Here is a 22,459-nt window from a genome sequence, read left to right on the forward strand (position 1 = left end):
ACCATCACTCCTTTCCGTCCTGAGTCGGTTTCGTATTCGGGTTGTGCAGTTGGAACAACACATGGATTTTCTGTTCGAGTGTCAGTTCGACCATCGGGTTGCTGCGTCGAAGCAGTTTCGTCAATTGATGCTTTCGTTCCCGCAGCATTGCTTCATCCGGTGCATAAAAAAAGAGAAGATAATCGCGATTTGTGCGATGCTCCTCAAGATAGTTCAGTTCTTGTTTCTTCTTTTGCAGGAACGGACGATAGGCGGCGTTTTGATTTTGTCGAAGTTGTCGTTCGATTCGCTGTTTCTGTTTCTCCAAATTAAGCGGTGTGTTGAGCGGAATCACCTTCAACGGATGAATGTACGCCTGCAACAGATAGGCGAGGGAGAAGATGTCATGATCCTTCTCCGTCTCGGACAACCCGTAGATATCCTTTGAAGTCAGCTGAATGATGTCGCAGAACGTCCCGTCCTGCATCTCGAATACGTCGAATACTGTCGAATCGACGATCGGTAATAGCGAGGCGACGGATGGTGGGATCCGGACGCGTTTTTCCTTGCGCGTTGGTGGTGTCGTCAACTGAACCTCGTCGAGCCAAGTGATTTCAGAAGTGGGGTCAGTCTTTAATCGTGTGTCTTCCGATAAACTCATCCCATCACGCTCCTTTCGTGTCATCTTTTTGGTCGGTCAAGGCAATATAGGTGTCCTTCTTCTTGATGAGGGCGTAATAGAGCACATGAATCATCCGTTTCTCTGGATTCGTCGTCGGTCGGATGACGAGGAAAAGACCAAACCCGACGAGGAAGAACGTGAACGGCAGATGTAAGGCGTCCGGGATGAACGGAAGAGCAATCAACCGGACGATGATCAAAGCGACGAGAAACAGTAAGTCATAGAGATAGAGCATCTTATTGATCTTCAGCTCGGTCGTGACTTCGTTCGGAATCCGGTACTGGCGCTGTTGCATGTTCTCACTCCTTTTTCGGGTCTAGGCGCGGGACATCCGTCGAGTACATCCGGGACGACTCTGACGTCGCACGTGTCTGTGCTTGTTCGACATGCTTGAGTTCTTTTTGTGTCGTCGTCTCCAGTGTCTGATAGATTGATTTTCGTTGCCTCCGTGTTCCGGATGACGTCTCAGGCGACGACTCACTGATGGACGGTGAGCCATTGGAAGAGCTAGACGACGTGACGTTCGGCGACATATTCTCTGTCGTTTCCACAGAATGAGATGATGTATTAGTCGATTTGTCGAATCGTGTCGAATCTGTTGAAGAAGTAACAGGGTCGCGATGTACTCCGGAAGTCTGCGGAGACGGTGTGACCGGTTGTGATGTCGTTGATGTTTCGGACGCGTCGAGCTCATCAGGTAAGGTGATCGGTTGAGCATTCGATGACGCATTGGACATCTTCGATTGTGTGACCGGTATCGTCGATTGCGAAGTTGATGACACAGGTGTTGATCGTGCGACAGGATCTGCGCGATTCATAGTGGCGGATGCACTTGTTGTTGCTGCAGTATGGTCCTTTTGTGCTGTATGATTGGTTGCCATGTCATTCGACTCGACATGTTGCTGCTCTCGTCCCACTGGGCGTGATGTCGACTCTTGCTCTTGTGTTTGCGAACGGATCGGAACACTTTCTGACGAGCGATCAGGGCGACCCGTTGGTGTGCCACCACCTGATGGAGGATTCGGTGGTAACTTCGTACTGGCAGCTTCCGAGGCGGATGGAGTAGAAGGACGTGATGTCCTCTTCATCGTCTGTCCAGCAATGCGAGCCCCGACTTTTGCCGTACCTTTCCCGACAGCATACGCACCAAGTGCGACACCCCAACCGCGTTTCAGACCCGCATCAATCCCGAATAGACGCTCGACCATGTTCGGTCCATCAATCAAGGCAGCGGAGAAAGCAATCAACGCAATCAAATAGGCGAGACCATCGAGTGTATCAGCAAGATAAGCCGTTCCGATTGTATAGAGCTTGATCGAGACGAAAATCAGGATGATAACGAGGAACGTGTTCAGGATGCTTTGAATGACCTTCTTCGTCTTTTGTCCGCTATGCAGGTCGGCGGGGGCGACTAAAATCGCTAGAACATAATTAAAAGCCAACTCGAACGAAAGTCGAGCCAGCTTGTAGGCAATCGAGAAAAGAGTGAAGCCCATCACGCCAAGGGTGACAAGAATGGTAAGCCAGTTCGGGTGATAGCGATAGTAGTACTGGTTGTTCCATTCAACACCGCTCTGGTCTAACTCGGTTTCGGTCATTTCTTTCCCATTCCAAGCAAGTTTGTTCTGAGAAATATCTTCACCTTCTTTACTCAATCGATACTCATCGCTATCAAATACATCATTGATGTCTATATTCTTGATTTGGCTTGCTGGAATAGAGTTTGGAATTTTAATTTTTGTATCTTTGAAAGCAGTTTTATCGTATTCGACTAAATCATGTACATTTTTTTGGAGCACTGATTGTGATAGAGTATGATCCCGATTTTCATATACTCCATCTTGATTGATGTTTGTAATGGCTTTGTCCGTGAACTCACTTGTCTTTATCATTGTCGGAGATAACAACCCTAAAACTAACAAAGTGATAAACAGATTGATGAGAAATCCTTCTCTATCAAATTTTTTCTGAAAAATCATCAAGTAACCGGTAAATAAAAAGCTCCCAGCTAAAATGACATATAAAAAAGGTTGAATCGTCTGAACGAATTCAACCACTTGAGGATTATTAAAGAATGATTTTATGAGGAGGATTTCAGTTGTAATCTGTTCAAGACCATCGATGATGAAGGAGAGACCTCTAACGAGAAGCCAACCAATAGAACGAAGCGCATCTCTCACTAAATCACTGATGCTCAATAAGTCTTGAAATTCCTCCAGTTTGGATGCTAGATCTCCATTAGCCATGATGGTCCTCCCTTCTATGTCTGCTTTTAATTAATAAAAGAGGTTACTTCATCTTCGATTGCCTTGTCATCTAACGAAGTAAGGTCGAGAGAACGAACTAATTTACCATTCTCTAGTTTGTACAGACGACCACCCTTTAATTCTCCATGTTCATCTGTAGCACGATTTTCTAAATCTTTTCCGTTAGGTTGAAAAGGATTAAACAAGTTTACTTGTACGTCTTCTTTCTCAGCGATATCCTTCACTTTATCTACATAAGGCTCAAATTCTGCTTTACTGTCGCTATCAACAAGTAAGAAATTGCTTTGATCACTATCTTTTAGTTGATCAATTTCTTTTACAGAAACTTGTTTAAGAGACTTTGCTTCACTATTTTCACTACAACCAACTAAAAGTAACGCAGAGGAAATCAATAGTCCGGAGAGTACTCGTTTCGCTTGCATGCCTCCACCCCTTTTCCGTTTATGACACCTGTTCCGGGTCCGTCAGATCGCCATTACTGACATGGACCCGGAAATCGAATGTGTCTATAAGCGTAACAGTTTTTCGGTCGCCTGAGTCTGGGTCTTCTTCCTCAAATATAACGAGGAATCCGTCCCGGGTCTGGATGTTCAAGACTTCTCCACGACGGAGGCGTTTCTTGTTCTCCTTGATGATGGTCGCGATGACGCGGAGTTCGCGCTGGACGCGTTCCGTGCGTGTCAGTTCTGTCATATGATGCCCTCCTTAGACGCCATGACGAAGTTTCTCGAGTCGTTTGCTGATGATCGTCTTCAAAAAGTGACGCTGGTTGTCCGTCACTGGAATCGTCTTGTCAAGGATGCCTTGCTCGAACAAATCAATCGGTAACGTATCGTATTCTGTCGTCTCGAAGATTGAGCGTAGGATTTTCGGCTGCAGGACATCGCAGACGCGCCAATCTGTCGCATCCATCGTCTCCTCATCCTTCTCATCGCTCTTCGATGCAACTGAGGCACCGAGATGGAAGGGGACACGGAGCGTATTCAAGTCAAGATGTGCGTGCGCGCAAGGGATGACGAGGTCATTGATGGAGTAATCCGTATCGAAGTCATCCGCCAGGTATTCATAACGATATTTCATCGCCGTCCGCCCCGTCAGGAAGAGCGGATAGGACTGGATCCGTCTCTGCTGTTTGTCTTGCCGCTTGATGACGCGGATGATCAGCATCTCGCCTTCCTTCAGTCCCATCACCTCGGTTGCCGTCAGCAAGCGCCGACCATCGACACTCTCCGTCTTCGACTTCGAGAGAGAGAACGTCTGTCCGGAACGCGACTTCGTGACGATCGTCTGCTCGCCGAGCTTCTTCGAAATCAGTTCTGCCGTCGACTCGTCCGCCGTCAACAAGTAGTGCGTATTCCCACAGTTCCCGTCGATCGTCTTCCAATCCTCCCCGTAGAGGTTCTCGAGTTGGGCGTAGGACTGGATGACGAGGTTGAAGCGGATGTTCCGGCCGAGACAGACGGTGATGATGTTCGCCATCCCTTCGATCGCTGGCATGTTCCCGAACTCGTCGAGGAGGAAGATGACCTGCCGTCCACATCGTCCGCTCGTCGCTTGTGAGGCGACGCGTGCGAGGGAGGTATAGACCTGTTTGACGTACAGCGAGGCGATGACGTTAAGCGTCGGATCATAATCCGGGACGATCAGGAAGACGGCGACCGGACGCGGATGCTGACGAATCTCCCGTATGTCGATAGGTGCATCCGTCGTCCATTCGAAGAGACCGTCCGTCTCGTCTCTCCAACCCGATAGTGACACGGTGTACTGTTGTCCTTCGCTTTCGACGATGATGTCATCACCGATGACGAGGGGTTCCTCATGATGGAGTCCGAAACTCCCGTCGTCGTCCGTCGTCAAGGCGAGCTGCCTTCCGCTCGGGAAGTGGAACGTCAGCCGTGACAGGGGGAGGGCACGCCCGCGGATCCAGCGATTGAAACCAATCAGTTTCATATCAAGTGAGTTCTGTGCCGTCAAGCGGGCCGTCGCATCGAGCGTGAAGATGCCGAGCTTGGCGTTGGTGTTGGCGAGTATGCTCGCGCGCGTCTGACCACCGGAGAAGTGAAGCGTCGCGTATTGCATGCGTGCCGGATGATTCTCCGGGAAGACGGCGAAGAAGGCGTCGAGCGCCGATTGTTCCCGTCCCATCCCGTCGGTGACCGTCCGTGAGCCGAGGTCGGATAGCATCAGGGCGACGTTATACATCGTGATTTTCTCCGGTTCATGTCTGGATTGTTCACATAACCCGAGGATTAGGGCCGTACAGAGGTCCGTCGAGGAGTTGCTCCAGAACGGGTCCTTCGCCTTCGGGTCATGATAGAGCATGTAGGCGACCGAGCGCGCATATTGCTGAGCGAGCGAATAGTTCTCGTCCAGATAGGCGTCAATCGTCAGTTGCAGCAGGTTGTAGGACATCGACTGGGACGGATTCATCAGGTTCAGTACCTCGACTTGATACCCACGGGCCTCGAGCGTTCTCTTGGAGGCCGCGAACAACTCTCCCTTCGGATCATTGATGATCAGGCTTGCCTGTACTTCCGCACGACTGTAGAGGTCGATCGTCGAGAAGACGAACGTCTCACCCTTCCCTGACCGGGTCGTCCCGATGACGAGGTTGTTGACCGCGCTATCGTCGATGTAGAGACGATCACGATGGCGACCGACAGGGACACCGCCGAGTCCGGGGTACGTCTCCTTACGGTCCGGCACGTCACGATACTGTCGTCTCAACTCCTGGAACGTCGTGAAGCGGGCGCTCCCTTTCTGGGCCTCCTTGAGGTCACGGAAGTTGAGCCAATATTTCAACAAGAGAAATCCACCAAGCAGGAGGCAGCCGCTGAATAGTACGAGTGAGAGGGAAGATGACCAGGCGAGCGTCGTCCACCAATCGGACTCGTACTGCAACGGTGACCCGGTCGTCAACTTCCCGTCACGGAAGAGGTTCTCGACTGTCCGTCTCAAGAACTGGAACGCGACATTGAGTATCAGGAACAATAGAGTGGGGAGCACGACTAAGAAGACGACACAACGCCACAACCAAGGGGATGAAATGGCAGATCGATGAGAGATTATCTTCATTATTTCAATCACCATACTTTCATTAAATAATCATATCCAATTGTCTTTGCTTCGCTTCGAGCGACTCGTTCAGCTTTTCGAGTGCTTCTTTGTCCTCCTTCTCCGATAACTGTCGCTTTTGATCCTCGAGCGCTTTGATTTCTTCATCCAATCGGACGAATGTCGCCACTTGTTCCTTCAGCTTCTCGTCCTGGACCGTCCGGACGCTCTCCTTCGCCTTCGTCACATCCTTCAGTGCGATGTAGGCACGTGTTCTGGATTCCTGACGTACGGTCGTCATCTCGACGTCCGTGAGCGAGACGGCACGTCTATAGTCTTTCTGTAGGATGGCAAGGTCGAACGTCCCTTCGTCCGTCGGATGGACGGCTTGGAAGGCATGCAACGTATCCTGACGATTGGTCGCGAATCGCTTCGACTGCATGATGATCGTCTCCACATCGATTGGATCCTTCGTCACGGAGACCGCTTGGTCGTAGTCCTGTTCTTCGACATAGTGCGTGATCAGGAATTGCTGTTGTTCATCGTTCAACGACTGTCGTTTTTCAAGATTCTCGACGAGTGGACCCGTCTCACCGGTCAGTGCTGCTTCATAAAGAGATTGCCAACCTGACGCTTCAGCTCGGACGCCGCTCGGAGGGTCCGGCTGCACGATCCGGACCACGGTCAGCGCGCCGAGGAGCAGCAGGCTCACACCACTGGCACTATAGACGATGTGACGTTGTCCACGACGTAAGCGGGATATGTGTGTCGCATCCGTGTTATTTCGAGTCGCTGCTTCGGTCACCATCGTCTTGTAAGTCTCTGGCGTCAACCGTTCCAAGTTCTCGAGTAACAGGATTTTTTTCGTCGCATCCTCCTTCCGTATCCGTATGCGTGGAATCCGGTCTTTCAGCTGCAAATAGAGATTCTGATAGGTCGTGTCACCGAACTGGAATGTTCCCTTATAGACGAGCTGGTCGTCATCATCGAAAATCCGGAACTCACTCGCGAATCGTTCGTTCGTTTGTTGTGCCTCTTGATGGATTCGTGTCGATAATAAAAGCGCCTCCTCATACGGGAGACGCTCGTAGTTCGGCAATACTACTTCTTTTGGTACATCCGTGAAACGAACAAAGAGCATGTATTCTCCTCCTTTGAAGCAAGACATCTTAACGAAGACAATAAAAAAAACCATCCATTTTGGAATGACGGTCTGTGAGATCACTTGTTCAGTTAGAATTTGATGTTGTCGTTAACCATCTCCGCCAGCGTGAAGGCACCCATGACGATGATCAGACCGACGGCACCACCGACGAGCCAACCGACCGCTTTCGAGCGTCCGCGATCTCCCCCGAAGATGAAATAGAAGCCACCAACTGCGAAGGCGATTGCTGCCGCGATGACGGCGAGTCCTTGAAAGAACTGGAGTAAGCTGAGTCCTGTCTCATTCAATCCCATCTGTTTTCCTCCTCTCAATCCCGTGACGCAGATGTAGGCGATGTGAAGTTCAGTTTCGAGTCGAGCGCTTCTAAAATCAGTTCCTGGTTCTCCTGGATGACGACTTGATGTTGGGCGTCGAGCCACTCCTCATAGTCTTTCCCTTGGATTCGGAGCAATTTCTCAGCAAAGGTCTTGTTCTGCTTCTGTTCACGTGTCGGCATAACATACACTCCTTCCTTGAGGTCGATGCGCAGCAGCACATCCTTAAGGACAGTCGGAGTCGAGCAGGGCGGTGGGTTTGGAGCACGTTCTCCCACGAACTCTGATGTCCGGTACCGGGCATCTGTCTAGGGTTTTTCGCTGACCCTCAACGAACATGTGACCTGCGGGCGAGTTTTAGGCGACTCTCGCCGAACCATTTCTGCGTATATCCCGCTCACCCGGTCACACGTGAGGGACACGCCGATATATGATTGGAAGGACTGTCCTTAGCGATATGCTGCTACGGTCATCAATTCCTCTTCTTAATTGTTGGTAGGTTTCATAAGTAGATAGATGCACATGGATGTCTCAGTGATGGACCAGTCTGCGACGTGAGACGTGAATCAGTTCGTCATCCGGATGTTTCCGTTTTGCGATGACTCGATTCTCCCCGACGACGGTCCGGATCCGATAATAGAGTTGTGCGATTTCTTGAGTCTCATTGCTTTCTTGTTCGATTGCGATTCGCCCGTGCAGTTGGTATGTCTTGCCATCGAACGTACGGATGGAATCCGCTAGCGGGAGTTCTGCTAGATTGAAACGTTCCTGCTTCAGATGCGACCAGTTCCGTTTCTTCTCCATCCTCAGGTCGAACTCATCCCAAGGGATGGATCCCAGTGTCTGTTCGCAGGCAGTCGCCAAAATCTGGACATCAAGGATGGAAGGAAGTGAACGGTTCCGCTCGTAGGCACTGATGGCCGCCTGCGAGATTTCTCCGTATGTTTTCTCTGCTAACTCTACCTGACTCCAACCATGTTCCAGACGTTCACGTCGTAACCACTCTCCGAATCGGTACATGTACATGCTCCTTTCCTTCGAGAACTTCATTATGACAATGTCTTCCTGGTGATAGTTAGAATATAGCAGATTATTCTGTCAATTCAATCGCTATTTTGATGTGTCAAACATGTTACGAGTGTCGAATTTTGACGATACAGGTGATAGCAACGGCTTCTTGTATTAAGTATATCGACGGAGAGGAATTGTGTCTTCAAACTGTAAACTATCTCATCCAGAAGGTCTTGAAAGGATTTAGTTTCAAGATGAGTCATAAAATTGATTTTTTGCATATGACGAAATCCATATGTTACATTTTGTATATTAACATAATTAATTTCTGTCATAGGTCTGTCTGCATTTTCCATGACTGATAGACGACTCAAACTTTTTCATCGAGGAGGAACGTCCATGCAAAAATTTAAATATTATGCGGTCATCACTCCTGACTTGGAGGATGGAGGCTTTTTAGTCCGATTTCCTGATTTAGAGAATGTTTATACCGAAGGAGAGACACTATTAGAATCCGTCAAACATGCTGAGGAAGTACTCGAGAGCATGCTGGAAGTGATGATTGACTACAATGACGAGTTCAGTCCGCCTAGCCCCGTCTCAGAAATCACGATCGCAGAAGGCGAAAGCCTTGTTGCCGTCGAGGTGAACGTAACGCCAAAGGGGACTACAGGTGACTTCAGAAGATGAGATGAATCGTCGCGTGGTCAATCGAGCAGAATGGTAATTTCAGGTCGAGCAACGATTTACGCGTCGAACGTGGCACGGAACCCGGAAAATATTTATCGAGATACGGCTTGTGATGCGCTTTAATCCAACTAGCACATTCTTCGAGATACCATTCGTTCTGACTTTTCTTCTGCATCGCACATACTTCCCCTCGGTCCTTTTCTTAATTGTACGAGGGAAGTTCGTTCGCTAATGAAGAACTTGTAATTAAGGATACAATTGGTCAACAACATCGATTAATTCCTGACCTTTAGCCTCAAATTTCAATTGAGCTTTTTCGGCTTCTTGTTGTTGTTCTTTCGTGAAACCATCCTCGTGTGACGCCTCTAAGAGATTAAAGTACTTATAGCTTATACCTTCATAATCATCATGGCGTTCGAATACAGAAGTTGTGTCATGTTCAATTTTTGCAGTCATTACAGCGCCCATAATATTCGTGATGTTTATGCCGACGTTATCAATTGGTTGGCGCCCTTCATAGATTTCTTGAGCATTGAATTCGTTCGCTTTCACGACAGCGATTAAATATTCCCTGAACAAATCGATGCGGACATTCGGGTCACTTTCGCCGATTATTTCTTCCTTAAAGCCGTTAGTTTGATATTCTATTGCGCTATCCGCATCACCCTTATCAATCGGGGTTATTTGTAGTTTCAATTGGAGTGGTGGTGTCGCTTGGATACTAGGTTGTTTATAAACGATTAGAAACGTCACGAAAAAGACGAGAAATAGCGAAGCGATTGCGAGAAACCACTTTTGTTTTGAGTTCATGTTCTTTTCTCCTTTGCGTCATGAGAACGATTGCCAAATTGTTTAAAGTGTAAGCAAAGTGCCCATCGCCTCGACAACGAACTGTTTTGCGACGTCGACGGCGTATTCCCCGTCCTTGACGTTCAACTTCGCTTCTTCGAGGTCACCGTTATTTTGTTTAGCGGCAAAATAGGTGTCGATGTTCTTGAGATAGAATTGTTGGTTGGCAGCATAGTTCTCAAGAGATTCGTCGAGTTCGTTGAGGTAGTACATGCGGTCGTCGTTTGCGTCCGCATATTCCATGATTGCGTAGATATAGATGTCTGGGATGTTGATTTCAATTGTACTTTCTGACTGGATGCGGACGTCGACGTTCTCCTCGTTAAAATACAGATACGAATCGACCGCTTGCTTGAGGACTTCAACGAGCAGATAGTAATCGGTCCCGGCAGCACCCGCCTCTTCAAGAGCGCCTTCGTTCAAGTAATCGGCCGCTTCTTGGCGTACGCGGTCGATGTCTGAGTAATCTTCAGGATCCGGAATGACGGCGAGTCCTTCGTCGGTAGTGCTCTCGTCAGTCGTCTCGGTGTCTTCATCGGTGGTCGTTTCATCGGTTGGGACGACTTCTTCGTCCGTATAGGAATCTTCGAAGATTGGAGGGTCTTCTTGAGGGATTTCTTCTTTCTTCACGTCCTTCTCCGCTCCTGCCTCGACCTTAGTTGATGCGACTTCTTGTTTGGCCTTTTGCGACGAGTTGTTCAACAACAAGGCAGTGACGACAGCGAGATTGATGACCAGACCAACACTGATGATACCTAAAATCCATTTCAGTGGTTTGCTCATGATGATAGTCTCCTTTTTTGTCGAGGGGAGCGGCGGACTATGAAGTTGTCAAAATGTCAAAAGTTCAGTTAAAGCATAGGGAAGAATTTATTGAATAATTCGGCCATACCGTCTTCGATGTATGACAGACGATATTCGACATTATCCAGTTCATCTTGAATGTCAGGACGAGCTGCCATGTCAGCAGCACCCCATTCTTTTGCTTGCTCTTCGTATACGGTTTGTTGCTCAGAATATGATGCAAAGTGATCACGAAGCATGTCGACATATTCTTTTTGGCTAGAATTTAACTCGACGCCTTGCAGCATACCGTCAACGTCGCAATCAGGAACCATGATGTTATCTTCACCAAGGCTCTCCATCATCATGCTACGCGATTCTTTGCTTAAATCGAGATAATTGACGGTACATTGTTTAAGGACGTCGATACGGCTATTGAAAGATTCATCATTCGGAATGTAACTTTTATAAGCTGCCTTGATGAAGGTCATTTTTTCTTGGACTTCAGGCGTTTGCTTATCAAAGTTTTCTTTTTCGAAATCTGTCTGTTCTCCGAGTTCGGAATCACGGATATAGCCAGATTTTGTTTCTTTTTTGGAATTGCTTTGATTTGTGCCAGTGTAGATTAGATACGCCCCGCCACCAATCAAGAGGATGGCGAGGATGAACAGAGGAATTAAAATCTTTTTAGCCATTTGTGAATCTCCTTTAAAATCTTTTTATTCGGGTTCGCGACACTTCGGCATGAAGACCGCGACGGCTTTTCCATCCTCATCCCGAAGTGTCGAGACGCTGGAGGCGCTAGGGTCGTGCATGGTGTTGACCAAGCGTCCTGCTGGGAAGTGGGGCTTCGTATCGGTGCCATTGGCACCCTTGAATACGACGGCTTGCTCATAGGTACGGAGGACCTTAATGAGATAGTCGTTCGTCAGGCGTTGTTCCTGTTCGACGACATAGGAAGCGAAGTCGAAGAACCCGACAAGACGGCGGTCTATCGTCGCGTCGAACCCTTCCGGATTGAAGCCGACTCCATAAATCTCGTTCAAGGCAAGGAGATTGCCGTCGAATCGTTTCATGGTGACGGCCGCCTCAGTATGCATGAGGACGAGACTCACGACGATGTTCCTGAACGGTCCGGGCTCTCGTTTCGTGAAGAATGACCATTCCCCCGTCTTCACTTGATTGATAATTCCTTAATGCTGCCAATCAGGCGGACGAAACGGATTGGTGACGACGAGTTGTGAGGAGAACAGGTAAAGTCCCATGCTACACCGCCAACAGCGCTTATAGTCCACGCGGGGAAGGACGTAATGATTGGCTACCAATGATCGTCCCTTCCAGTCTTAAGACACCGAGCTTCTCGTTCGACGTGTTGACACAAATCAAGACCTCGCGATACGGAAATACCTCAAGGATTAAAGCGGATTCAATATAAAACGTACCCGGTTTTTGAGTTGGTAACTCGCCCCCAGCAATCCTTTTATTGTAAACGAAAGGAACATTTTTGATGATCGTCCCACTTTAAAGTTTTAAATCGGCACGTTTGAGAATCGCTCCGGTATTCGTCACGCGGACAATCCGGTCAGATTTCGGGATGGCAGCAATCATTTCGTCAGCCCTTTTATCGTATATATTAAGAAGATTTTGAAGGAAATTAGTTTAAATTTTAGCCATATAATTGATTTTTTGTATACTAGCAATTCTATATTTTACAATTTACAAATAAAATAATTATTTTCAACTTAAATTTGTCTACATGTTTTTAAAATTAAGGGGCGACTCATACATTTCATCGACGAGTAAAATATAAGCAAAGGTTGAAATAATGTGCGGACATCATTCCTGATTTAGAAAATGTTTACACTGAAGGAGAGACCCTTCCAGAAGCATCAAGCATGCTAAAGAAGTATTCAAGAGCATGTCAGAGGTGATGTTCGACTACAATGACAAGTTTAATCCGTCTAACCTTGTTTCATAAATCATGGTCGAAGAAAGCAAGAGTCTTATTGCTGTTAAGGTGATTATGCTGAAGGGAAAAGAAGATATCAGAAAAGGATGAGTAGATGAAATCTATACTGAAGATGAATCATGACGGTCTTTCTACCATTGAATTTCCTAGAATCTCATCAGGTCTGATAAGACGCCAGTCTGCCATTCTCGTTCTTAGAAGATGGTAGACTGGCGTCTTGTATTTTAGGTACTTCAAACTCGTAGCACCGCTCTTGTTTAGCTGAAGTAGACTATATTAGACACTAATCCATCCGAGGCGTATAGATTCTACAACTGCTGCGGTCCGATCAGAAACGCTCATCTTACGCAGAATGGCTGAGACATGGTTTTTCACTGTTTTCTCACTAATGCATAATTCATTGCCGAGCGTTTTATTTGAACAGCCTGAGGCTATTAGTTGCAAAACTTCGTATTCCCTAGATGTTAACGTTTGTTTAGAATTTTTTAATCTTTCTGCTTCTTTCACTTGAGTTTCTAACGCTTGCTTTTGTTTCATTAAACTTCGATATTTTTGTATTAAATTCAAAGTAACTTTCGGGTGAATATATCCACCTTCTTGGTAAACGGATCGAATGGCATTCACGAGCTCGTCCGTTGCCATTTCTTTAAGAAGATAGCCAACTGCTCCGATTTCAAATGCACGCATTACACGCCTTTCATCTTCGTAAAACGATAGAATGACCATTTGAACACCCGGATACGTTTCACTTATATTTTTTATCGCCACCATGCTATCTTCATCGGTTAAATCAATGTCCATCAAAACGATATCTGGTCGATATTTTTCCACAAGATAAGAAATTTCTGATTTAGTTCGTCCCTCTGCTACGACAACAAACTCTTCTTCAAATGCAAGTATACGTTTAACACCTTCTCTGAACAATGGATGATCATCAATGATGAGAATCTTCACTTTCGGATTATTCACAGTTTTCTCCCTTTCAATGTGTGCTCTATAATGTTGAAACTATAGCCCGTTCTCATTTTTAAAACTCTCATTTTTAAAACCAATGTTTTCTAAAAATTGATAATAGTTCAATACCTGTTATTATTTGAACAACATTTCAATAGTAATACTATTGGTAATATAAAAATAGTGTTGAAATAATTTGATTTTTATGGACAATATGGTTTTCTTCATTTTGACTTGTTAACTTTCATTGACTTTCAAGCGAGGGAAGTATGCATATGTTTATTTTGTTAATAGTCGCTTCAGTTATATACGTAAACAGTCTTACACTTAGAATTAAAAATTGATTAAAACTCGATGTAAGGACAATATGTTACACGATTTCAACTAAAAACGTAACTTGGCTCTAATTTATTTTTCTACCGAGCATGCTATTTCTGTTCGAAATTCTTTATTATTTTTTAAGTTAGTTTGCTTGCCATTAATGTACGTATAAATAGAAAAAAGGGAGGAAATGACCTCCCTTTTCATGCCATTAAAGTTGATGAATTAAAATAGATTATTTAAATCTATTCTAATTCATCGATATATCTTCATAATTTAAATTTATTCACTCTATGTGGTTCTAGTATTAAAAATCATTCAGTCTTCTTTCAAATATAGTCGTTTTAAGTCATCTACTGGCAGTTTCCTGAACTTATTAAATTCAACAAAATAATTTAATTGCCATATTCGCATTGCTATTGCTTGTCTACTCGTCGGTTTATCCCAGCCCAGCTCGGATAAATACGCATTGCCACCTTTCCTTTAATCGTCCCTGTCTTAAGGATTTTATGTTGCTTTAGGACTCCCTTCGGAAAAACAAATTGACCAAATCGATTCGAATCATTAAACGTATTCACGACTACCAGATCCGTCGCTGTATCTTCTGAAAATGGCTGATTTTTATTCTGTTCATCCTTATCCCAAATCACTACGAATTGACCGAGTTTAGTGGGAGTCGCTTTAGCAACCCGAAAGCGAATGGACGTTTCTCCAGAACAAAATCGACCCGCTCCATATGCTCCATTCTGAGTTTCTTCTCGAATATCATGTGGCGTCAATCGACACGGCATATAGAGTTGTTCATTGATGTATGCGAAGGCTGTCCAGAAATCATTCATTCTCTTACCATCCTTTATCCCTTTTAATTAATGAATGACCTATATCAAGTCTCGAGCAACTGTTAGTAACAAATTTATCGATGAGAGCTCAAGGGCGTTGACGGAATTCATTCTTAAAATGAAAAACCTTCATTTGTTTCGAGCGATGACATCAGTTGAAAAAAATAGGTAGCATCACATGTTTTATTCAACTGGTACCAAGCTTCAAGCGTATCTGCGTGGAAGACATCCATTGCGCCGATTGTTTCTTTCGCAAACTCGAGCGGAGCCATACCGGAAGCTGTGATCAATCGACCGTCCCTGATGACAGGACCATTTTGATGGAAAGGACTTCCCTTATACGCTGGGCAGATCATTTCAAGGTAGGACTGATCATTACTCGTATGACGAAGGTGATCCAAATAGCCACTATTCGCAAGACCCTGGACTGCGCCACAAATCGCTGCGACGTATGCTCCTCGTTCGAAGACACCTTCAACTTTTTCAAGCATAGGTTCGTGTATTGGCTGCCCCCAGCTTTCTCCACCGGGTAGTACTAAGAGGTCCCGTCCATCCACATTCATTTCTGCAACAGTAATATCAGGCTTGACGCGAAGCCCGCCCATCGTCGTTATCGTTGCTCGACTTACACCGACAGTAGTGACGGGTAGAGAGGACTCATTCGTTTTAAAATATCGACCGGACTTCAATTCAGCCATTAAGTAACCATATTCCCAATCCGAAACCGAATCGAATACATAAAGATATACTTGCCTTATCATTTTGCCACTCTCCTAAGTATGTCATAGGCTTATTTTAGAGTGGTCTCCCTGACAACTACTGTCAGTAAAGATCAAGTTTGGGAATGAAATGCTGCTAGTTCTAGAAGACGCTCGACAATCAGTTGTTTTGCATCCGGAGGGGAGATGACCTGTACTGCCGTTCCATACGTAATGAGTAGACCAGGTATGTATGTCTCTAAGACCGAGGGTTCAATGAGAAAGACAATCTCTTGCCATTCGTGTTGCTTGATACAGTTCTTTAAGTACCAGTGACGGCTCAGCTCTTCAATGGCTGTCTCGCTACCTCTGATGACGAGATCCATTTTCTTCGATTCCTTCGTTTCACTGCTAGGTAAGAGTTCGGTCAGGAAGAGGTCTGATTCTTTGGATGATTCGGGTTGGAGGAAGAGATCCTCAGTCACAGTTAGTTGTTCGATTCGGTTTACTCGAAAGTTACGTATGGCGTTTCTTAGATGACAATGTCCTGTCACATACCAGGCACTTTTCCAATACACAATCTTGTAGGGATCCACCTTGCGCTTCTCAGCTTTTTCAGCGTTAGGGCGTCTATAGGTAATCTCTATGATGAAGCGCTTTAAAATCGCACTCTCGATTAGGGAGAGGTTACGCGCTGCCGAAACAGTTAGCGGCATGTGTTCATGCGCCACTTCAAGTGCGTTAATCGGAAGCTGCAATACATCCGTCTCCTCTACTTTTGAATGCCGATTGATTTTTAAAATGGCATTCTCTAAGCTTGTACTTCCATAATAGCCCGCTTTTTCAGCAAAGACCGCTGCATGGTATAGTGCACTCCGTTCCTGCTGATCAAAGTATAGAGGAGCGTCAACGAAATGGTTCAAGAGGGTGTACCCGCCTTTCACACCGGTTTCAGCCACGATAGGTACTCCACTCATGGAGAGCGTCTCCATATAGCGATAGACGGTCCGTACATTCATTTCGAGCTGTTCAGCGATTTGCTTCGCCGTGATTTTATTCCCTTCTCGTAGTAACCACAAGATAGCTAGTAGGTTATCACTTTTCGCCAAAAACCTCGCCTCTTTTCTGTTGTGTTATCTTTGCCTACATTTGTATTTCATTACGTAGGGTATGTTATGTTTTTTATCGATCCCGTAAATATGTAATTTTGAATTACTTTATTGTTTATTAGATCCTACTTCAATCGATTTACCTCGACTATTTTTGAACTAAAGAAGGTTTTCATGATCTAGCTTAGAAGTACTTTAGAACTAGGCGTAAAAAAGAAATAGATGGGTATTTATTACTTAATATGAATCATTTTCGAAAATCGATGACAGGGATAGGGAGGTTTTAGGGAGAGGGGAGACTTTATTATGATTCATCTGCTAAACGATTTAGTGGTTAATTTAGCCCTTATTACATTGTTTGTACTTATCTCTCTTTTTAGCTATAAACGTCTTACGATTGAGTCTCCTTCTACGAGTATCATAAAGAAATACTTATTCGTAATTATCCTAGCCTTGATTGCCTGTTACTGGGTGACCATTAACGACATATCGTTTCGTGGTTTCACATTCGATTTCTCGATCGTCCTATTGATCATCGCTCTTTACTATAGTGGTACGAGTTACGGCATCATCACTTGATTCATCTTATTGATGTGGCAAGCGATTACATTAACCAATGATGAGTTTTTCCTCTTCCCCTGGATCTTAATTACTTATACGTTCATTTTAAGTATCGTCTTACTGCTGAAGCACTTATTGAGAGACGAGTTCAAAACACTTCCCCTTATCATCACCTGCTGTTTACTCATCCATCTGCCACTTGTCTATATTAGTGAAAATGACATGAAGTCTTTCATGGAAAATGCGCTTTTATTCAGTTTTTATATTGCTTTAGTAGCCGTCCTTATTCATTCGTTCCTTTATTACGTCAAACAACACTACGGGCAAGTCAGACTTCATCAAGAACTCGCACTGACGGACTCCTTGACTGGGCTTCATAATCGTCGCGCCCTTGAGGATCAAGGAGACTACTTCATGATTGCTCATCCTTCGTTTACGGTCATGATGATTGACATTGATCACTTTAAGTTCGTCAACGATAAGTATGGACACGATCAAGGAGATGTTATTCTATCGCAGATTAGTAACTTGCTTGGAGAACATACCCCACACAATGCTGTCATCGGTCGATATGGAGGAGAGGAATTCATGCTCCTCATTCCGGAAACAAATGTATCCTACGTTGAACGACTGGCAGAAGACATCCGCGTATCTTGTGCGACGACTCGCTTTCTTATCCATCATGAAGAGTACATCCATGTGACGCTATCAATCGGTATCTCTTCGTGCGAATCACAGGCATCCATCAGCTTCATGGAAGTGACGAAAAGTGCCGATGCCGCTCTCTACGAGGCGAAGCGTCGCGGACGAAATCAGGTCTTTCAAGCTGCGCGACTTCATCCTTCCGCTCATTGATCGGATCTACATCTTAAAAGACGTGACACAAGAAGCTTTCCATACAAGAACCCTCTACCGAGTGGTGAACTGCCCCATAAAAGTCGGAAATAAAAATCCAACTTTTATGGGGTATTTTTTATGGTCAAATATACGAAGGCGTTTACGACCTTTCTCATTCTATTCCTAGAGGTTGTTAAGATGTTGGTTTATCTGCATTTTCAAATGATCATGATGAATATTAAATAGCGGAACTGTAGGATTAGGAACTTGTCCTTGTTGATCTGGATTTTCAAGGTGGACGAATTCACCTGTTTTTATCCTGTGCTGCTCCTTGTGCCCGATGTCCTCCTTTGGATGCTGTGCCTTCTGAGCAATCCCAAAACTCATAGGCGTGAGGTTGCGCTTCCATGTCATCTTCTGTGGCTGGAACGACGACACCTTTTTTTTTCGAGTTCTTCAATGCAAAAATTTAAATATTACGCGGTCATCACTCCTGACTTGGAGGATGGAGGTTATTTAGTCCGATTTCCTGATTTAGAGGATGTTTATAGAGAAGGAGAGACACTATTAGGATCTTTCAAACATGCTGAAGAAGTACTCGAGAGCATGCTAGAGGTGATGATCGACTACAATGACAAGTTCAATTCGCCTAGCCCCGTCTCAGAGATTACGATTGTAGAAGGCGAAAGCCTTGTTGCCGTCGAGGTGAGCGTGACGCCGAAGGGGACAAAAGGTGATTTCAATAGAGAGCTTGTAAATGAACTCCATATTGAAGACGAAGTCTGACAACCCCTCATCATTGAATTCCTCAGAATCTAACTGTTTTTGATAAGATGCCAGCCTACCACTTTCTCTGACGAAGGGTGGTGGACTGGCCTCTTTGTTTTTTTAGGACTATTCCAAACTCGTGACCTCGCTCTCGTTCAGCTGAAGTCGTCATTTTATTAACTAAAGACTACGAATTCTCGAAAAACCGTTCCCCATATAACCTAAAAACCACCATCTTCATGGTATTAATCGACTAAAATAGATGGATTGGGATATTTATCCTGAATATCATAAAACGAAAGGAATGAGGACCATGAAAAAAGTTGTAGCTGGGCTTGCTCTACTCTTCACTCTAAACTTCACTCATCCCGTCTCAGCAAGTGTCAGTTTTCCGATAATAAGCCAAATCAATGATAGAGTCTATTACAACTATATCGTTCGAGGTAATACTTTTTATTATGCTGATGATGACGGAACCAAACTATACGATTTAAATACTGGAACATTATTGAGAACAGATGATACAGAGAATTACTTACTGGATGTAAGTACAGATGAGAATTGGTCGGTTCAAAAGGATGTATACGGTCAGGTGTTATCCATCCACGATCGTTTTGGAGATAAGGTAGTCGACCTGTATCGTTTGAGCTATAACGATGTTGAATATGAATTTGAATACTATTTAGATGCAAAATTTCTTCCTAATACATCCACACTAGTTATTGCTTCAGAAGATAATCTTATCTTCTATGATGTAGCAAAGGAAAAGGTTACTTTTGTCCGTGGGATTGATACGGACGGTACTCTGAAGGTTTCTAGTCAGTACATAACGATCGGAAACGACTCCTCCATTCGCGTGATGGATCACAAAGGACAGTCAGTCACCGAAATCTTACCTACTGAGCGTATGATTTCTTATGATTTAACAAGCTCGAACGAACTGATTTACAACACCTATAGCGGTCGCATATATCGCTATAAAACGAACCTTGAAGAATCATCTTTAGTTCCTTTCAAGACTAGCGAAGTAATAGACATGAATGAGAGCGGAACAGTTGTAGGAACTCGCGATGGAAGTTTATACGATATGGAAACCTCTAAAAGGATTTTTACCAATCTCCCCCAAGCGCGCATCGCTTTCAACCAAGATACGTCTAAAATCCTAGTCATCGACGGTGCTGTCCGCGTATATAACACGAAGAATCTTAGTAAGCGAATAATTAATATGAAAATTAATCCTAAGCTCTCCTCATTCATCGAAAGAAACGAGGTGACCCCGTCCGTAATCACGACGTCAAAGGATAAAACGTCTTCCACGATTACTTCTAACGTCACTTGGAGAACAGATAACTCACAGGTAGTCTACTTCTCAAAAGGGAAGCTCATCGCAAAGTCCCCGGGAAAAGCAACAATCAAGGCTACCTTCGAAGATTTCACCGCGACCATGAATGTGACCGTTAAAAAGGACCCGCGCCCGTCCAATACGCAATGGCTAAAGAGTCAAAAGAAAATACTTGACCAGAAGGGAAGCTTCTTGAACGCGCCCTTTAAAATCTATGACGCGTACTCCAAAGTAAAAGGGACGAACGGTAAGCTGTATTATAATAGCGAATTGTATGTGAACGGCGTCTTCAAGGATAGCTGGCTCTACGGTACTTATCGAAAGAAGAAGACAATCGATGAGATTATATTGCCATTGAGTTTGGAAAAACGAACCGATGTAACCGAGAAAGAGGTCACGAGCGTTTTTGGCAAGCCAAAAAAGGTGTATAAGTATGAGGATGGATTGACCGCTAAGGTTATTCGAGGAACAAAGACGTTGGATCAAAATAAAGTGAAACGCATCAACCTCTACACCATAAAGAAGAACCACACCCTTCAAGTGACTTATGACGATAAAGGGCATGCTCGTTATATGCACTTATTCTAATCGCCATCAGATTGTTCGAAAATGACTGTTACCTAGAGCACCCATGATGCTCGAAGTCATCCGAATGTTGATATTTCATCTTATTTTTAATCTCAGAAAGACAGCGACTCGAACATGGACATTATATGAAGAACTACGTAATTTTTTATTACTTTTGTAACCACTTAATGTCAAACGGGATTAATCTCTTTCGTCATAAGTCCGGATAAAAAATCATATCGTCGACCTTCATAGTGCCATCACTTGTTGAGTTTCCAAAACTCATGAACATACTAGAAGTTATCTGTTTCTTCACTTATCAAAGAGAGGATTGTAACTATGATGAAAACAATTACTAGCATCGTCTTGGCTGTTTTTCTGCTAGCCTCAACTTCCACGGCTCAAGCATCAGAATATTACAAAGTGGAACCTTCAAAAGGGATCAAAGCGGGTATATATAAGGATGGTAAGCTAATCATATCTGCAGTTGATAAAAAGAGGGATAAAGGTGAAGATCAAGAGCTGATACTTGATGTCAAGAAAGTCAAGGACACAATTTTTTTTACAGAATGTAAAGATTTCAGATCATCCACCTACGGTTTAAAGATGAAGATAGGTAAAAATAAAGTAATCGATTTAAAAGATACAATGCATTCCAGCATGTCGCGGATTGCCACTGACGGCAAATACCTTTACTTCATTTCTGTAAATGATACGAAAAAAGGTGATTTGATTCGTTTATCATCCGAGGGAAAACAAAGAAAGGTCATCGAGAGCGATGTCGAAGATTTTTGGTATGCGAACAACCAGGTGTATTACGTCAAGAAGCATCACGGTTATTCGTTCAATCCTAACTCCTCGAAGAAGATATCACTAGATTTGGGTAGCAGAAAATTGTATTCACCTAGTTATTATAAAATACCGTCAAGGACGTATAATAATTATCGAATATCAAACAATGGAATCATGTACATCGTGAGGAAAACAAAAAAGGATAACTACGTTTTCGATTTCTACTCTTTTAAGACCAAGAAAATCACTCAACATGTAATCGCATCTAGCACTACTCTGTACAACAAGGAAAAGAGTAACATATTATCTCAACTTTACGACCTAAATCCTGTTAATTCAGAATTCATCGAAGAGGGTATCAGTGGGATTGAACTCTTCTCACCCGGGGGACGGACATTGAAAACCGTCCTCACACTCAAGGAGACGGAGAATATGGATTTCCCTTACATCATCAGGTTCCTTCGCGTCGACATAGTCAAACGTGAAATCGTCTTCGTGAAAGGTACACACCTGGTCACCAAGAAGTTCTGATGAGTTTAACTGTTAATTTTCAACAAACGTTTAAATCGAAAATCCATCATCGATATCAAGTCGAAGTGGTTTTTCGGCAACATAGGTGGAGTCGGGGCAAGGAAGTCATATCACGATCAAACAGCTGAGTACTGTTCAGTAGCACATAAGATACGATATAAAAAAGGAGAGATTGCCCTCTCCTTTTTGCTTTACTCTGATTTAAATGGATAGGTGCTAGCAATCTTCCATGTAGAACATTCCAATCCGAGATGTTGTGAATCATCTTGCAGGACCCATTTATCCAATTGTTTCAGAATCGTTTTCGTATCCCGAAATTTTTCTTCTAGTCATGACAAGTTTGATTTTTAATAAACTGCACGATTCATTCACATCAT

At 44.4% G+C, this 22,459-nt stretch carries 25 protein-coding genes; 6 read left to right on the forward strand and 19 right to left on the reverse strand.

Features of this window, described 5'->3' with window-relative positions:
• Positions 1–4: 4 nt before the first annotated feature.
• The 10 genes from BW42_RS14825 to BW42_RS16215 form a co-directional block, all read right to left on the reverse strand.
• Positions 5–640 carry a hypothetical protein gene (locus BW42_RS14825; RefSeq protein ID WP_052019193.1) on the reverse strand — a complete coding sequence of 212 codons (636 nt, stop codon included), beginning with the start codon at positions 638–640 and terminating at the stop codon, positions 5–7.
• Between the two features lie 4 nt (positions 641–644).
• On the reverse strand, positions 645–956 hold the full coding sequence (locus tag BW42_RS14830) for a DUF5592 family protein (protein WP_035412850.1): 312 nt from the start codon (positions 954–956) through the stop codon (positions 645–647).
• A 4-nt stretch (positions 957–960) separates the two neighbouring features.
• A complete protein-coding gene (locus BW42_RS16075; protein ID WP_052019195.1) occupies positions 961–2,907 on the reverse strand; it encodes a pLS20_p028 family conjugation system transmembrane protein in 1,947 nt (648 codons plus the stop codon).
• A gap of 26 nt (positions 2,908–2,933) precedes the next feature.
• Positions 2,934–3,350: a hypothetical protein gene (locus tag BW42_RS14840; protein WP_035412853.1), complete on the reverse strand. Its 417-nt coding sequence runs from the start codon at positions 3,348–3,350 to the stop codon at positions 2,934–2,936.
• 19 nt (positions 3,351–3,369) lie between these two features.
• Positions 3,370–3,621: a hypothetical protein gene (locus BW42_RS14845; RefSeq protein WP_035412857.1), complete on the reverse strand. Its 252-nt coding sequence runs from the start codon at positions 3,619–3,621 to the stop codon at positions 3,370–3,372.
• Positions 3,622–3,633: 12 nt separating this feature from the next.
• Positions 3,634–6,003 (reverse strand): VirD4-like conjugal transfer protein, CD1115 family, encoded by a 2,370-nt coding sequence (locus BW42_RS14850; RefSeq protein WP_197026252.1) that lies wholly within the window; start codon positions 6,001–6,003, stop codon positions 3,634–3,636.
• A 22-nt stretch (positions 6,004–6,025) separates the two neighbouring features.
• Positions 6,026–7,123 (reverse strand): hypothetical protein, encoded by a 1,098-nt coding sequence (locus BW42_RS14855; protein WP_035412860.1) that lies wholly within the window; start codon positions 7,121–7,123, stop codon positions 6,026–6,028.
• A 92-nt stretch (positions 7,124–7,215) separates the two neighbouring features.
• A complete protein-coding gene (locus BW42_RS14860) occupies positions 7,216–7,440 on the reverse strand; it encodes a hypothetical protein (protein ID WP_050678812.1) in 225 nt (74 codons plus the stop codon).
• A gap of 14 nt (positions 7,441–7,454) precedes the next feature.
• On the reverse strand, positions 7,455–7,643 hold the full coding sequence (locus BW42_RS14865; protein ID WP_035412863.1) for a hypothetical protein: 189 nt from the start codon (positions 7,641–7,643) through the stop codon (positions 7,455–7,457).
• Positions 7,644–7,992: 349 nt separating this feature from the next.
• Positions 7,993–8,481 (reverse strand): helix-turn-helix transcriptional regulator, encoded by a 489-nt coding sequence (locus BW42_RS16215; RefSeq protein ID WP_197026253.1) that lies wholly within the window; start codon positions 8,479–8,481, stop codon positions 7,993–7,995.
• A 390-nt stretch (positions 8,482–8,871) separates the two neighbouring features.
• Between BW42_RS16215 and BW42_RS14875 the strand changes: the two genes are divergently transcribed.
• Entirely contained in the window at positions 8,872–9,162 is a 291-nt protein-coding gene (locus BW42_RS14875; protein WP_035412865.1) for a type II toxin-antitoxin system HicB family antitoxin, read from the forward strand.
• On the opposite strand, the gene BW42_RS14880 is transcribed toward BW42_RS14875, so the two are convergent.
• From BW42_RS14880 to BW42_RS14920, 9 genes are all read right to left on the reverse strand, one after another.
• Positions 9,152–9,337, reverse strand: coding sequence for a hypothetical protein (locus tag BW42_RS14880; RefSeq protein WP_035412867.1), 186 nt, complete (start codon positions 9,335–9,337; stop codon positions 9,152–9,154). The two genes, BW42_RS14875 and BW42_RS14880, sit on opposite strands and share 11 nt — an antisense overlap.
• A 71-nt stretch (positions 9,338–9,408) precedes the next feature.
• A complete protein-coding gene (locus BW42_RS14885) occupies positions 9,409–9,972 on the reverse strand; it encodes a hypothetical protein (protein ID WP_035412870.1) in 564 nt (187 codons plus the stop codon).
• A 42-nt stretch (positions 9,973–10,014) separates the two neighbouring features.
• On the reverse strand, positions 10,015–10,794 hold the full coding sequence (locus tag BW42_RS14890; RefSeq protein ID WP_035412872.1) for a hypothetical protein: 780 nt from the start codon (positions 10,792–10,794) through the stop codon (positions 10,015–10,017).
• Between the two features lie 68 nt (positions 10,795–10,862).
• Positions 10,863–11,489 (reverse strand): hypothetical protein, encoded by a 627-nt coding sequence (locus BW42_RS14895; RefSeq protein ID WP_035412878.1) that lies wholly within the window; start codon positions 11,487–11,489, stop codon positions 10,863–10,865.
• Positions 11,490–11,513: 24 nt separating this feature from the next.
• Positions 11,514–11,870, reverse strand: a complete 357-nt coding sequence (locus BW42_RS14900; protein ID WP_155960216.1) for a hypothetical protein — start codon at positions 11,868–11,870, stop codon at positions 11,514–11,516.
• A gap of 1,169 nt (positions 11,871–13,039) precedes the next feature.
• Entirely contained in the window at positions 13,040–13,732 is a 693-nt protein-coding gene (locus BW42_RS14905; protein ID WP_035412882.1) for a response regulator transcription factor, read from the reverse strand.
• Between the two features lie 722 nt (positions 13,733–14,454).
• Positions 14,455–14,877, reverse strand: a complete 423-nt coding sequence (locus BW42_RS14910) for a MepB family protein (protein ID WP_369792040.1) — start codon at positions 14,875–14,877, stop codon at positions 14,455–14,457.
• 113 nt (positions 14,878–14,990) lie between these two features.
• Complete coding sequence (locus tag BW42_RS14915; RefSeq protein ID WP_035412885.1) at positions 14,991–15,638, reverse strand: DJ-1/PfpI family protein; 648 nt, start codon at positions 15,636–15,638, stop codon at positions 14,991–14,993.
• Between the two features lie 71 nt (positions 15,639–15,709).
• Positions 15,710–16,684 (reverse strand): YafY family protein, encoded by a 975-nt coding sequence (locus BW42_RS14920; RefSeq protein ID WP_035412887.1) that lies wholly within the window; start codon positions 16,682–16,684, stop codon positions 15,710–15,712.
• Between the two features lie 306 nt (positions 16,685–16,990).
• Between BW42_RS14920 and BW42_RS14925 the strand changes: the two genes are divergently transcribed.
• The 5 genes from BW42_RS14925 (at position 16,991) to BW42_RS14945 (ending at position 22,082) form a co-directional block, all read left to right on the forward strand.
• Positions 16,991–17,263 (forward strand): hypothetical protein, encoded by a 273-nt coding sequence (locus BW42_RS14925; RefSeq protein WP_035412890.1) that lies wholly within the window; start codon positions 16,991–16,993, stop codon positions 17,261–17,263.
• Positions 17,264–17,479: 216 nt separating this feature from the next.
• On the forward strand, positions 17,480–18,100 hold the full coding sequence (locus BW42_RS14930; RefSeq protein WP_052019199.1) for a GGDEF domain-containing protein: 621 nt from the start codon (positions 17,480–17,482) through the stop codon (positions 18,098–18,100).
• 255 nt (positions 18,101–18,355) lie between these two features.
• Positions 18,356–18,868 (forward strand): type II toxin-antitoxin system HicB family antitoxin, encoded by a 513-nt coding sequence (locus BW42_RS16360; RefSeq protein WP_155960217.1) that lies wholly within the window; start codon positions 18,356–18,358, stop codon positions 18,866–18,868.
• Positions 18,869–19,163: 295 nt separating this feature from the next.
• Positions 19,164–20,780, forward strand: coding sequence for a hypothetical protein (locus BW42_RS14940; RefSeq protein WP_035412892.1), 1,617 nt, complete (start codon positions 19,164–19,166; stop codon positions 20,778–20,780).
• A 318-nt stretch (positions 20,781–21,098) separates the two neighbouring features.
• Positions 21,099–22,082, forward strand: coding sequence for a hypothetical protein (locus BW42_RS14945; RefSeq protein WP_035412895.1), 984 nt, complete (start codon positions 21,099–21,101; stop codon positions 22,080–22,082).
• The last annotated feature ends 377 nt before the right edge of the window (positions 22,083–22,459 follow it).

This window comes from Exiguobacterium sp. RIT341, from assembly GCF_000632205.1.
In the GTDB taxonomy this organism is placed as follows: domain Bacteria; phylum Bacillota; class Bacilli; order Exiguobacteriales; family Exiguobacteriaceae; genus Exiguobacterium_A.

Coding starts and splice junctions, on each gene's coding strand:
- BW42_RS14940 (WP_035412892.1), top strand. CDS start 19,164: ATGAAAAAAGTTGTAGCTGGGCTTGCTCTACTCTTCACTCTAAACTTC.
- BW42_RS14860 (WP_050678812.1), bottom strand. CDS start 7,440: ATGGGATTGAATGAGACAGGACTCAGCTTACTCCAGTTCTTTCAAGGA.
- BW42_RS14840 (WP_035412853.1), bottom strand. CDS start 3,350: ATGCAAGCGAAACGAGTACTCTCCGGACTATTGATTTCCTCTGCGTTA.
- BW42_RS14945 (WP_035412895.1), top strand. CDS start 21,099: ATGATGAAAACAATTACTAGCATCGTCTTGGCTGTTTTTCTGCTAGCC.
- BW42_RS14880 (WP_035412867.1), bottom strand. CDS start 9,337: ATGCAGAAGAAAAGTCAGAACGAATGGTATCTCGAAGAATGTGCTAGT.
- BW42_RS14930 (WP_052019199.1), top strand. CDS start 17,480: ATGGAAAATGCGCTTTTATTCAGTTTTTATATTGCTTTAGTAGCCGTC.
- BW42_RS14910 (WP_369792040.1), bottom strand. CDS start 14,877: ATGAATGATTTCTGGACAGCCTTCGCATACATCAATGAACAACTCTAT.
- BW42_RS16215 (WP_197026253.1), bottom strand. CDS start 8,481: ATGTACCGATTCGGAGAGTGGTTACGACGTGAACGTCTGGAACATGGT.
- BW42_RS14885 (WP_035412870.1), bottom strand. CDS start 9,972: ATGAACTCAAAACAAAAGTGGTTTCTCGCAATCGCTTCGCTATTTCTC.
- BW42_RS14845 (WP_035412857.1), bottom strand. CDS start 3,621: ATGACAGAACTGACACGCACGGAACGCGTCCAGCGCGAACTCCGCGTC.
- BW42_RS14890 (WP_035412872.1), bottom strand. CDS start 10,794: ATGAGCAAACCACTGAAATGGATTTTAGGTATCATCAGTGTTGGTCTG.
- BW42_RS14850 (WP_197026252.1), bottom strand. CDS start 6,003: ATGAAGATAATCTCTCATCGATCTGCCATTTCATCCCCTTGGTTGTGG.
- BW42_RS14865 (WP_035412863.1), bottom strand. CDS start 7,643: ATGCCGACACGTGAACAGAAGCAGAACAAGACCTTTGCTGAGAAATTG.
- BW42_RS14895 (WP_035412878.1), bottom strand. CDS start 11,489: ATGGCTAAAAAGATTTTAATTCCTCTGTTCATCCTCGCCATCCTCTTG.
- BW42_RS14825 (WP_052019193.1), bottom strand. CDS start 640: ATGAGTTTATCGGAAGACACACGATTAAAGACTGACCCCACTTCTGAA.
- BW42_RS16075 (WP_052019195.1), bottom strand. CDS start 2,907: ATGGCTAATGGAGATCTAGCATCCAAACTGGAGGAATTTCAAGACTTA.
- BW42_RS14830 (WP_035412850.1), bottom strand. CDS start 956: ATGCAACAGCGCCAGTACCGGATTCCGAACGAAGTCACGACCGAGCTG.
- BW42_RS14925 (WP_035412890.1), top strand. CDS start 16,991: ATGATTCATCTGCTAAACGATTTAGTGGTTAATTTAGCCCTTATTACA.
- BW42_RS14900 (WP_155960216.1), bottom strand. CDS start 11,870: ATGAAACGATTCGACGGCAATCTCCTTGCCTTGAACGAGATTTATGGA.
- BW42_RS14855 (WP_035412860.1), bottom strand. CDS start 7,123: ATGCTCTTTGTTCGTTTCACGGATGTACCAAAAGAAGTAGTATTGCCG.
- BW42_RS14915 (WP_035412885.1), bottom strand. CDS start 15,638: ATGATAAGGCAAGTATATCTTTATGTATTCGATTCGGTTTCGGATTGG.
- BW42_RS14875 (WP_035412865.1), top strand. CDS start 8,872: ATGCAAAAATTTAAATATTATGCGGTCATCACTCCTGACTTGGAGGAT.